14 protein-coding genes are annotated in these 11,244 nt (G+C 50.5%); 12 read left to right on the plus strand and 2 right to left on the minus strand.

Going from position 1 to position 11,244, the window contains the following annotated elements; translation table 11 throughout:
- Window positions 1–29: 29 nt before the first annotated feature.
- From rplQ to CHH67_RS22275, 9 genes are all read left to right on the plus strand, one after another.
- Window positions 30–395, plus strand: coding sequence for a 50S ribosomal protein L17 (gene rplQ, locus CHH67_RS22235; protein WP_095267558.1), 366 nt, complete (start codon window positions 30–32; stop codon window positions 393–395).
- 362 nt (window positions 396–757) lie between these two features.
- Window positions 758–1,561 (plus strand): tRNA pseudouridine(38-40) synthase TruA, encoded by an 804-nt coding sequence (gene truA / locus CHH67_RS22240; protein WP_095267559.1) that lies wholly within the window; start codon window positions 758–760, stop codon window positions 1,559–1,561.
- Window positions 1,562–1,591: 30 nt separating this feature from the next.
- Entirely contained in the window at window positions 1,592–1,921 is a 330-nt protein-coding gene (locus tag CHH67_RS22245) for a TFIIB-type zinc ribbon-containing protein (RefSeq protein WP_095267560.1), read from the plus strand.
- 211 nt (window positions 1,922–2,132) lie between these two features.
- The gene (gene rplM, locus CHH67_RS22250; protein ID WP_095267561.1) at window positions 2,133–2,570 is read left to right on the plus strand and encodes a 50S ribosomal protein L13; all 438 of its coding nucleotides are present in this window, start codon (window positions 2,133–2,135) and stop codon (window positions 2,568–2,570) included.
- A 20-nt stretch (window positions 2,571–2,590) separates the two neighbouring features.
- Window positions 2,591–2,983 (plus strand): 30S ribosomal protein S9, encoded by a 393-nt coding sequence (gene rpsI, locus CHH67_RS22255; RefSeq protein ID WP_095267562.1) that lies wholly within the window; start codon window positions 2,591–2,593, stop codon window positions 2,981–2,983.
- 369 nt (window positions 2,984–3,352) lie between these two features.
- On the plus strand, window positions 3,353–4,045 hold the full coding sequence (locus CHH67_RS22260) for a phosphoadenylyl-sulfate reductase (protein ID WP_095267563.1): 693 nt from the start codon (window positions 3,353–3,355) through the stop codon (window positions 4,043–4,045).
- A 64-nt stretch (window positions 4,046–4,109) separates the two neighbouring features.
- Window positions 4,110–5,279 carry a sulfate adenylyltransferase gene (gene sat, locus CHH67_RS22265; RefSeq protein ID WP_095267564.1) on the plus strand — a complete coding sequence of 390 codons (1,170 nt, stop codon included), beginning with the start codon at window positions 4,110–4,112 and terminating at the stop codon, window positions 5,277–5,279.
- Between the two features lie 68 nt (window positions 5,280–5,347).
- Window positions 5,348–6,118: an N-acetylmuramoyl-L-alanine amidase CwlD gene (gene cwlD, locus CHH67_RS22270; RefSeq protein WP_095267565.1), complete on the plus strand. Its 771-nt coding sequence runs from the start codon at window positions 5,348–5,350 to the stop codon at window positions 6,116–6,118.
- Window positions 6,119–6,178: 60 nt separating this feature from the next.
- A complete protein-coding gene (locus CHH67_RS22275; protein ID WP_095267566.1) occupies window positions 6,179–7,285 on the plus strand; it encodes an Mrp/NBP35 family ATP-binding protein in 1,107 nt (368 codons plus the stop codon).
- Between the two features lie 226 nt (window positions 7,286–7,511).
- Here CHH67_RS22275 and gerD read toward each other — a convergent pair whose 3' ends face one another.
- Window positions 7,512–8,234, minus strand: coding sequence for a spore germination lipoprotein GerD (gerD, locus tag CHH67_RS22280; protein WP_095267567.1), 723 nt, complete (start codon window positions 8,232–8,234; stop codon window positions 7,512–7,514).
- A 125-nt stretch (window positions 8,235–8,359) separates the two neighbouring features.
- On the opposite strand from gerD, the gene CHH67_RS22285 reads away from it, so the two are divergent.
- Complete coding sequence (locus CHH67_RS22285; protein ID WP_095267568.1) at window positions 8,360–8,953, plus strand: KinB-signaling pathway activation protein; 594 nt, start codon at window positions 8,360–8,362, stop codon at window positions 8,951–8,953.
- 45 nt (window positions 8,954–8,998) lie between these two features.
- Here CHH67_RS22285 and pdaB read toward each other — a convergent pair whose 3' ends face one another.
- Window positions 8,999–9,802: a polysaccharide deacetylase family sporulation protein PdaB gene (gene pdaB, locus CHH67_RS22290; protein ID WP_095267569.1), complete on the minus strand. Its 804-nt coding sequence runs from the start codon at window positions 9,800–9,802 to the stop codon at window positions 8,999–9,001.
- Between the two features lie 94 nt (window positions 9,803–9,896).
- Between pdaB and CHH67_RS22295 the strand changes: the two genes are divergently transcribed.
- Both CHH67_RS22295 and CHH67_RS22300 read left to right on the plus strand, forming a co-directional pair.
- Window positions 9,897–10,508, plus strand: coding sequence for a stage II sporulation protein M (locus CHH67_RS22295; protein ID WP_095267570.1), 612 nt, complete (start codon window positions 9,897–9,899; stop codon window positions 10,506–10,508).
- A gap of 271 nt (window positions 10,509–10,779) precedes the next feature.
- Window positions 10,780–11,010, plus strand: coding sequence for a hypothetical protein (locus CHH67_RS22300; protein WP_095267571.1), 231 nt, complete (start codon window positions 10,780–10,782; stop codon window positions 11,008–11,010).
- Window positions 11,011–11,244: the final 234 nt, after the last annotated feature.

Here is an 11,244-nt window from a genome sequence, read left to right on the forward strand (position 1 = left end):
AAGATAGGCTAGCAAAGGAGGGAATACACATGGCATACCAAAAGTTGGGCCGCGATTCCAGTGCACGTAAAGCATTGTTCCGTGACCTGGTAACGGACCTGTTCTTATACGAGCGTATTCAAACGACAGAAGCCAAGGCGAAAGAAGTTCGTTCGATCGCTGAAAAACTGATCACTCAAGCGAAGAAGGGTGATCTGCACGCTCGTCGTCAAGTGGCAGCATTCGTGCGCCGCGAAACGGTAGACGGTGAACAGGATGCAATCCAAAAACTGTTCTCCGATATCGCACCTCGTTACGCTGAGCGTCCAGGCGGATACACTCGTATCCTGAAACTGGGTCCTCGTCGGGGCGATGCAGCTCCAATGGTTTATTTGGAACTGGTTGACCGCGCGTAATTTGATTTAGGTTATGAAGTGACTGAAGTTATATATGCCCGGCTCTGCTCTCATTTATTCTGTATCAGATAATACGGGTGGAGCCTATGATCGGGAAGTGGTGCGAGATACAGTCGTTCATTCTGGTTCGACTCATCTCGGCTACCCCATGGGCATTCATAACGGGGACCTTCTAGTCATGCGGCTGACTCGAAGGGTTCGCTGACATGATGAAAAGGAGCTCCTTTGGGGCTCTTTTTTGACATTTAGAGCGGTTTATGTTCCGGATCTAATGCAAGTGCCTGCATAGGCTTAGACGTGAGACAGCACCCTGCGAATGTGGGGCTGCTTAGTGAGTGGATGAATGGGTTCAGGAGGACAGCATGCGCAATCTTCTGATGAAGGTCAGCTATGACGGAACCGATTATAACGGGTTTCAGACGCAGCCAGGTGGCCATACGATCCAGGACTATCTGGAGGAAGCGATCCTCGCCTTATCGGGAGAGCAGGTGAAAATCACCGCTTCTGGCCGTACCGATGCCGGAGTTCATGCGCGGGGCCAAATCTTTAACTTCTATACCTCCTCGCAAATTCCTGTGGAGCGCTGGTGCGTTGCCTTGAATTCCAGGCTGCCGGAGGATATTGTCGTGACCGAGGCGATGGAGGTGCCGCTGGATTTCCATTCCCGGAGGGAGGCCAAGCGCAAAACGTATCGGTATACGATTAATGCCAACCAATTTCCGGATCTGTTCGGACGCCGTTATCAGCTTCATCACCCCGGATCGCTTGATATTGAGGCGATGAGCGCGGGGCTGCGGCATCTGATCGGCACGCATGATTTCACATCATTTGCATCCCGAAAATCAACCAAACCGTCGCATGTCCGGACGATTTACGATGCGTGGATCGAAACGGATACATCCATGTGCCGGCCAGGCACAAGGGATCAAGGCCTTATCCATACGTATGTGAGCGGTAGCGGTTTTTTGCAACATATGGTACGGATTATTATGGGGACGCTGATTACCGTCGGGGAAGGCAAGCTGAAGCCCGATGAGATGAAACGGATTCTGGAAGCCCGGAATCGCGCGGCAGCAGGCCCTACAGCAATGGGAAAGGGCTTGATGCTGTGGAGTGTGGAGTATGATATTACGGATGGTGTGAAGCCCGATCTTTGGAATACGTAACACGTACACAATAAGAGGAGGTATATTCTGATGAAATGTCCGGTATGTGATGATGTTCGTATGCGGGAGGTCGAGAAGAACGGTGTTCTGATCGATGTTTGCCCGGAGTGCAAAGGGGTCTGGCTCGACCGCGGAGAGCTCGAGAAGCTGATGAGCGAGATTCGCGAGGTTCGGCCGGCCTTTAACGAATGGTATGAGCGGCAAGATGATCGTGGATATGATCGACGTGATGAAGAGTACAGACGTCCATATCCTGACAAGGATTCGGAATATGACCGCCGGTATCCCCCACACGATAAGGGCTATCGGAAGAAGAAGAAAAAATCGGTCCTCGACGTTTTTGGCGACCTGTTTGACTGATTTCCGTTGCCTTTAAAAAGCCAAATAACGCTTGCTATTTATGGGCGGTTCCTGTATTATATAAGTTGTGTTTTCTTAGAGGCTCTCCCACAGCCCCGGCTAAGAAAACCGTCAACAATGATCCATCAACAAACAATGCTTTACACATGAACGCAGATAAATTAACGAATATTTGAACCGATTTTCGGATGAATACAAGGAGGAACTAAACATGCGTACCACCTATATGGCGAAGCCTAATGAAGTTGAGCGCAAATGGTACATCGTTGATGCCGAAGGCAAAACGCTTGGCCGTTTGGCAAGTGAAGTTGCGGCTCTGATCCGCGGCAAGCATAAGCCACAATTTACTCCACATGTCGATACTGGAGACTTCGTAATTGTTATCAATTCCGAGAAGATCCACTTGACTGGTAAGAAACTGGCTAATAAAAAATACTATCGTCACTCCCTCCATCCGGGTGGATTGAAGGTTACTGTTGCTCAGGACCTGATCGCGAAATACCCTGAGCGCGTTATTGAGAGTGCCGTACACGGAATGCTTCCTAAAACCCGCATGGGCGAGAAGATGAAACTCAGATTGAAAGCATACGCTGGCACAGCACATCCACACGAAGCACAAAAACCAGAAGTTTACGAACTTCGCGGCTAATTAAAAAGGAGGACAGTTTCATGGCACAAGTACAATACTATGGGACAGGTCGTCGTAAGCACTCGGTAGCACGTGTACGCCTCGTACCGGGTGAAGGACGCATCGTCATTAATAAACGTGAAATCGATGAATATTTCGGCTTGGAAACACTTAAGCTGATCGTTAAGCAACCACTTAACCTGACTGAAACACTGGGCAAATACGATGTACTCGTAATCGCTCACGGAGGCGGTATCTCCGGACAAGCGGGCGCAATCCGTCACGGTATCTCCCGTGCGCTGCTGAAAGCAGACCCAGAGCTTCGCGGTTCCCTGAAAAGAGCCGGCTTCCTGACTCGCGACCCTCGTATGAAAGAGCGTAAGAAATACGGTCTTAAAGCAGCTCGTCGCGCACCTCAGTTCTCGAAGCGTTAATATTCTTATATGCAACACAACCAGCCCTTGGCCTTTGGCCAGGGGCTTTTGTTATGCTTCTCATCAGAAGATGTTACCAGTCTGTTTAAGAAGCGGTCACTTGTTGCTGATACTTAAATAACTACTCCTTCGTTGCTCATCCGCTGGTTTTTCGGGAAATCCCGGAATGCCGGCGTTTTTTTGTATTGACGGAAGGATCGGCATGAACATTTCATGGGCGTTTGAAATACGATAATAGGGAGCAGAAATCCAGGCAGAAGCAGGGGAAATGGCCGTTGGGTGGTTGACAATTATTAGGATTGTTTTATACTGTACTTAATTCATATTATTTCAGTAGGGTTTTAAGGTTTAATCGGGAGGCATGCGATTATGAATTTACTTGAGAAAGAAGACTTGATTAAGGTCAAATCCGAGGAGCTCGAGCACGCGAGTGCAGAGGAAGTGATAGCGTATGCTGTTGAAACCTTCCCTAATATTACGTTTGCTTGCAGCTTCGGGGCAGAAGATGTGGTTATCGTTGATATGATCCAGAAGATTAGCCCCCAGACGGACATTTTCTATCTGGATACCGATTTTCACTTCAAGGAAACGTATGAAACGAGAGACCGTATGGTTGAGCGCTACGGGCTGGAATTCGTGCGGGTATCTCCGAAACTGACACCGGAGGAACAAGCAACCCAGTATGGCGATGAATTGTGGAAAACCAATCCGAACCAATGCTGCAACATTCGCAAGGTCGAGCCGTTGACCCGTATTTTGACGCAGTATGAGGCATGGATTACCGGGATCCGGAGAGATCAGGCACCGACACGGGCCAATGCGAAGAAGATTGAGTACGACACCAAGTTTGGTCTCGTCAAGTTCAATCCGATTGCGGATTGGACCAGCGAGGATGTATGGAATTACATCCGCGAGAACAATGTCATCTATAATCCGCTCCATGACCAGAACTACCCGAGCATTGGCTGCGAGTATTGCACAAGACAGGTCATGCCTGGTGAAGACCCACGTGCGGGACGCTGGGCAGGTCATGAGAAGACCGAATGCGGACTTCATAAATAAAACACGGAATTTGAAATCATAACGATTGCTGATTGCATGAGGCAGCATTGGAGGAGGAATACGCATGACAGCCATACGCCCTCACGGCGGCACGCTGGTACAGCGGGTTGCACAAGGAGAAGAGCGTGAGAAGCTTTTGAAATCGGTCGAGTCGCTTCGGAAAATCCGGGTGAACAGCTGGACCATCTCGGATCTGGATCTGATCGGGGTTGGCGCTTTTTCACCGCTCCAGGGCTTCTTGAATGAAGAGGACTATCATTCAGTTGTGAAGTCGATGCGCCTTGCCGATGGCACGGTATGGAGCATTCCGATTACGCTCGCTGTGGAGGACGAGACCGCCGCCCAGCTTCGCGTAGGCGAGACAGCTGCGCTGGTCGGAGAGAACGACGGCGTTGTGTACGGTGTCATCGATATTGAAAGCATTTATCAGGTTAATCAAGCCGAAGAAGCCGTCCATGTCTTTAAGACCGACGATCTGGAGCATCCGGGTGTAAAAAAGCTGTTTGACCGTCCTGCTACTTATGTGGGAGGCCCGATTCAGGTGCTGCAACGTCCACAGCCTGAGCGCTTTGGCGAGTTTTACTTCGACCCTGCGCAGACGCGCGAGATATTCCAGGCGAAAGGCTGGAAGTCCGTCGTTGGCTTTCAGACCCGCAACCCGGTTCACCGGGCGCATGAATATATTCAGAAAAGCGCGATGGAGATTGTGGATGCTCTGTTCCTGAATCCGCTCGTCGGGGAGACCAAGTCGGATGACGTTCCCGCAGATGTGCGTATGAAGAGCTATTTGACGCTGCTGGACAATTATTACCCTGAAGATCGCACCTTCCTCGGCGTATTTCCTGCTGCCATGCGTTATGCTGGACCGAGAGAAGCGATTTTCCATGCCATCGTCCGCAAGAACTATGGCTGCACCCATTTTATCGTCGGCCGTGATCATGCCGGTGTCGGCGATTATTACGGAACCTATGAGGCTCAGGAGATTTTCAAGAACTTCACGGCAGAGGAAATCGGAATTACCCCGCTCTTTTTCGAGCACAGCTTTTTCTGCAAAAAATGTGGCAACATGGCTTCCAGCAAAACATGCCCTCATTCCAAAGAGGATCATCTGACACTGTCCGGAACGAAGGTTCGGGGCTTGCTTCGCGAAGGTGTATGTCCGCCGCCGGAATTTACCCGGCCTGAAGTGGCTCAGGTGCTGATCGAAGGCATGAAAGAACAGATTGGCGTATAAGAGGTCATAATTGTCCGCCTTGTCCCATATCATGGAGTAGAACACTCATGGGACGAGGTGGTTTTTTTATGTCCAGGCGGCGAACAGACAAGGTGACATTGTGGATATCCTGGAAACAGATGAAGCGGATGCTGATGGGAGCGGGATTGCTGGCGCTGCTTATTGCCGTGCTATCCTATGAGGTTCCTACAGCCCGGACCTCGCAGACATGGAGTCTGCCGCTCGCAGGCAAAGTCATTGCGCTGGATGCCGGTCACGGCGGGCCTGATGGCGGGGCGGTCAGCCGCCAGGGTGTGATCGAGAAGGACGTCAATCTGGCGATTACGCTGTATCTTCGCGATTACTTGCAGCAGGCGGGAGCGGTGGTGGTCATGACTCGGGAAGGGGACTATGACCTGGCAGCTGAAAGCACGAAAGGATACTCCAGAAGGAAGACAGAGGACCTGATGCAGCGTGTCCGCAAGATCGAAGATGCCAAAGCGGATCTGTTTATCAGCGTTCATCTGAACAGCATGCCGTCGAACCGCTGGAGAGGGGCACAAACCTTCTATCCGCAAGGCAATGTGCAAAGCCAGAACCTTGCGGAGCTGATCCAGGCCGAGATTCGGCACAATCTGGAGAACACCAATCGACTGGCGAAAACAGAAAATACAGTCTACTTGCTTAAAGCGCTCCGCATTCCTTCGGCGCTTGTAGAGGTCGGTTTTCTCTCTCATCCCGAGGAGTCGGAGCTGCTGCGCGATGAGAAATATCAGCGGAAAGTAGCGGCTTCCATCTATAACGGGATTCTCCGATATTCTTCCGGAGAGCAGGCTGAGTCGGCAAATGCGGTAGAGTAGTGGTATAATGTAAACGAAACCAAAGTTGCAATGACCATTACATAAACCGAGGTGCATATCATGCTGACTAGAGAACAGGTGCAGGAGATTCTTCAGCCTCTAACCGATCCGGAGACCGGGCAGAGCCTGATGGGACTTCAGCGTATTCGTGATATCGTCGTGAAAGAGCGCACTGTAAGATTGTCGGTAACTTACAGCAGCGAGGATATGAAGGCATCACTGGAAGCGCAAATCCGTGAGCTGCTCCAAGCGATGGGGGCGGAACATATTCATATCCGGATGCGGCCGCTGGATCAGACAGGGGTTGCGGAGGCGTCGAACGGAGCTAAGGAGCCTTCGGATCAGGAGAAGCTGACCAAGGGCCATGCCGCCGGCATGGTGAATAACAAGCTCCTGAGCGAGCAGTCCGGGGTTCATTTTATCGCGATTGCCAGCGGCAAGGGCGGCGTCGGCAAATCCACCGTAGCCGTCAATCTTGCAGTGGCACTGGCACGTCAGGGCAAGCGGGTCGGACTTATCGATGCGGATATTTATGGCTTCAGCGTGCCGGATATGATGGGCATCGAAGAGGGGCCTTCCGTTTGGGATGATGGCATCATAATGCCGGTGGAGCGTTTTGGCGTGAAAGTAATGTCTATGGGCTTTTTTATCCGGGAGAACAGCCCGGTAATATGGCGCGGTCCGATGCTTGGCAAAATGCTGCGGCAGTTCTTCGACGATGTTGGTTGGGGAGAGCTGGATTACATGCTGCTTGATCTGCCGCCTGGGACCGGAGACATCGCGCTGGATGTTCACCAGATGATTCCGCAGAGCAAGGAGATTATCGTGACAACGCCGCATGCGACAGCTGCGTTCGTAGCTGCCCGGGCCGGTGCGATGGCCATTCAGACGGAGCATGAGATTCTGGGTGTTATCGAGAATATGGCTTACTATCCTTGCCCGCATTGCGGGGAGAAGGAATATGTGTTTGGCCGCGGTGGCGGCGGCAAGCTGGCGGAGACACTGCATACCGAGCTGCTGGCCCAGCTGCCTCTCGGAGCGCCTGACAACCATCCTGCAGAGCCGGATTTCTCTCCATCAGTATATAAAGCCGAGACGGAGTGTGCGGGAATCTACGACGAGGTTGCTGTCAAGATAGCAGCCAAGTGCGAAGGAACAGCCGTTTAACCGGTCGTTCGCCTTGCTAATATCGCGTTGCACATAAGAGTGCGAGTCAGGGATGATATCCGCTGACCCGCACTTTTTTTGCATACTATGCATTTGTCGTTACGTGTTATCATTACATGCCCGGGGGCAGAAGCACTGCAAGGTAGTGAATCCGATTGGAAAAGGGGGATGACTAGCTCATCCTGTGGTGCGCTGTGATAGCGCGTGGGGACTGTGCTGCAGAGGCTTAGGATCCGCCATCCTGCTGCTGTCCGCCGTCTTCGCCGTTACCACCTTCTCCGTTTTCTTGCCCGCCTTGACCGCCGCCCTGACCTTGGCCGCCTTGATCCGGCTCTTTCTTCTCCACTTTAGGCTGCAGTTCGTCTCGGACCACCGCTTTCAGCAGCTCTAATACTTCCATGCGGAAGAGCGGGTTTTGCATCGTTTCCTGCATGATGGTCATGGACTGCTTGCGGTAATCCGGCGTGTTGGTCAGCTCCAGAAATGACTTCATCACTTCCGGCGACTTCATAATTTGCTCAATCGATTTCTGGTATGTCGGATCCTTGATCAGCTCCATGTGGAGCTGTTTGCTTTGGGTGTTGATCGCTTTGGCAAAATCACCGGCAAATTTCGGATCGGTCATAATTTTCTCGATTTCCTTCTTGTACTCTTCAGATACGAGCGTATCCTTCACGGCCAGCCGAATTTGTTCTCCCGACTGGGCACTGATCATTCGCATGCTCATGGATCCGCCGCCGGCAGAACCACCAGTTCCTCCCCCGCTGCCACCCGACAGCGCGTCCTCGACGGCTTTCCTTCCTTCATCCGTCTTGAGTATATCGACGACCATCGACTTGATTTCTTTATATCCCATCTGGGGGGAAGAGCTTTGTTCCGCGCCGCAAGCGCTCAGCAGCAGGGCAGCTCCCGTGAAGAGTATGCATATACGGAATAATGGCCACCTCATTCCCGTTGTCCTCCTTTTATGCGGTTGTACGGATAGTATGTTGATTGTTATGAGGAAATATGTCGAGGATGGCATGGTTTTTTATTGTGAACGTTGGTAAAATAATGATTTGTGGGGGTGTCGTATTGAGTTTACGTAAATGGTCGAAACTATTTTTTAAAACATTGCTCGTAGGAGCGATCGGAGCCGTCATCGCTGGGCTCATCCTGCAGCTCTTCAACGGCGGGATCCAGTTTAAGAGCACGGTTGATATCTTGATATATCCGTCGATTTTGCTAGGGTATGGAGCTCTGGTGAGCGTGTATTCACAGATGGGCTTTTTTGCTTACCTGACACTGAATTATATGGGGACAGGTATCTTCCGGAGAAGGACTTGGCAGTACATACAGGTTGTGCTGGCGACATTAGCGCTATTCGAACTGGTGTTCTTCCGCACCTTTGTTGGCGGGCAGAGCAGTTTGCAGTCCGATCTGATCCTCGGCATCGCGATTCTGCTTGTAGCTATTGTTGTGGCTTATTTCAAGGTGAAGAGCACGAATGCATCCGCGTGGATTCCAACCATCTTCTTCATGGTGGCTGTAACGATCGTGGAGATCATCGGCGTGCTGGGGATCGGTGTGCAGAATGCCACCATTTTTATTATCATTCCGCTGCTGGTATGTAATGCGTACCAGATCCTGACGCTGCACAAAGTAACCCAAGACGAAAAAAAGAGCTAAACGCTTAGCTCTTTTTTTGTTAATGGATGATGCTGTGGCGGGGGGTTACATGCCAACGGCATCATCGATGCCTTTTTGAATGGTAGCCTGGTCGCGCACTTCATTGCCCTTTGCGCTGCTCTGCTCCAGCAGGTCGGTGACCGTCACGAATTCATACCCTTGCTTACGCAGCTCCTCAATAATGAGCGGGAGTGCTTCATGGGTCTGCTTGACGGAATCACTGGCATGCATCAGCACGATATCGCCGGGATGCGCTTTGGAGACGACCCGGTGGACGATTTTGTCGACGCCGATATTTTTCCAGTCACGGGAATCGGTGTCCCACTGAATCACTTTGTAGTTGAGGCTTTCTGCAATACTGAGCACCCTTTTGTCAAAATCGCCGTTCGGAAGTCGAATCAATCGAGGTTCTTGTCCGGTAACTGAGGTTAATATTTGATGGGCCGTCGAGATTTGTTTCCGGATTTCCTCATCGGTCATCGCGCTGTAATTGTCATGCTTGTATCCGTGGCTTCCGATTTCATATCCGCTTTCCTTGATTGCGTTCACGATATCGGGATGGGTTTTGCTCCAGGGCGCGGACAGGAAAAAGGTCGCCTTCTCGACACCGTTGTCCTTCAGTACCTGCAGAATCGGTTCTGCGCGCTTTTCGCCCCAGCTGATGTCAAATGTGAGGGCAATTTGCTTTTTGTCCGTAGTTACGCTGTAAATAGCCGACGGCGTGCTTTCAGAGAACACCGATATGTTGTCACTTTCGACATAGATGACTCCGATGGCGAACACAGCAGCGGCAATAACAAAGAAGAATCGCTTGATTTTTTTGCCGTTGAATACATAAAAAGAATTCATAATACGAGCGCCCCTCTCCCTTCGGTAAGCTAGTGCTTGTTTACTTTCAGGATATGCTCGTACTTGTGAGTTATACCAATTAAGGAGGTAACGGATGTTTCGTTTTAGTGCTTTTCTCAGAGATGTCAGTTCGATTCGAAAGGCTGTCATTCTGTCAACCGTCTTGTTTACGCTAGGGATTATTGCAGGCTGGACCTCGGAAGGCTTTGAGGATCTGCTGATCAGTCAGCTGCAAGGATTGAGCGAGATCAGCCAGCAGCTGCAAGTTTCGGAGACGCCGGAGCTGAGCTTTTTTGTGTTTATTTTTCTGAACAATAGCATCAAAAGCGTCATTGTGATGTTTTCCGGGCTGCTGTTCGGCCTGCTGCCGATCGTGTTCCTCGTGATTAATGGAATGGTCATCGGTTTTCTGCTGAAAATTGTGCAGGCAAGCGGGGAAAGCCTGTTTAATCTTGTGGTCAAAGGGCTGCTTCCACACGGCATCATTGAAATCCCGGTGATTATTATCGCTTGCGCCTATGGGCTGGCGCTTGGTGGGTTGGTGCTGCGCAGCATCTTTAAGGGAGCTTCACAAGCTGGGAGAGGGATCGGCCAGGAATGGCGTTCATTCTGGCGCAAGCTGGGGACAGCATCTCTATGGGTGGTCGTTCTGCTGTTTGTCGCCGCTATTATCGAAAGTACAATTACGTACTGGCTGATGTCATAAATTTGGTGAAAAGTGTGCATACCTAATAAAGCGCCTGGCTCGAATCATGCCTCGGAAGATCAAGGCGGGGAGAGCCGGGCTTTTTTTACAAATCCATGTGAACTGCTGCAATCGAGGTTTAAAGAACCGGCTCATCCGGTTAAACACCTTACATATAGGACATGGCTCTATGCTGCAAGCTTTCCGCCTAGAGTGGGCGTCCGCTATGAAACCGTTCGAAGCGACAGTGAGCATACTTGATTTTCGCTAATTATACTAAGGAGGTTCTACCATGCTGGGAATGCTGTTTAACGAAAAGGAATGCAAAGAACTCGATTATGTGCTGAGGAAAGAGCTTGATGAAATGCTCCTTGACTTGAGTGATGGACGGCTGGACCACAATATTCGGCAGGCGATTGCCAACCGGTATAAGACCGTCTTCCGGATGTATGCACGATTCGCTCCTCAAAAAGAACTCTCCAAATATGCGCGTAACGGCAAGTTTCCGCAAATCAAACATTAAAACCTTAGAAAAACACCTCGAAATATAAAAAAGAGTGTTGACTATCCTCGTTTGAATGTGGTAAATTAAGTTTCGCTTCCTTAACGAAAGCTGATGCCGCCAACCGGCGGCAGAGATGATTCTTAAAAGAGAATGAAAAAACTTTTAAAAAAAGTCTTGCAAAGTAACTAGGAAGTATGATATATTATAAAAGTCGCCGCTGAGAGATGCGATGACGAAAAAGCAAGATGATCG

The organism is Paenibacillus campinasensis (genome assembly GCF_002272015.1).
Taxonomy (GTDB): Bacteria; Bacillota; Bacilli; order Paenibacillales; family Paenibacillaceae; genus Paenibacillus_AQ; species Paenibacillus_AQ campinasensis.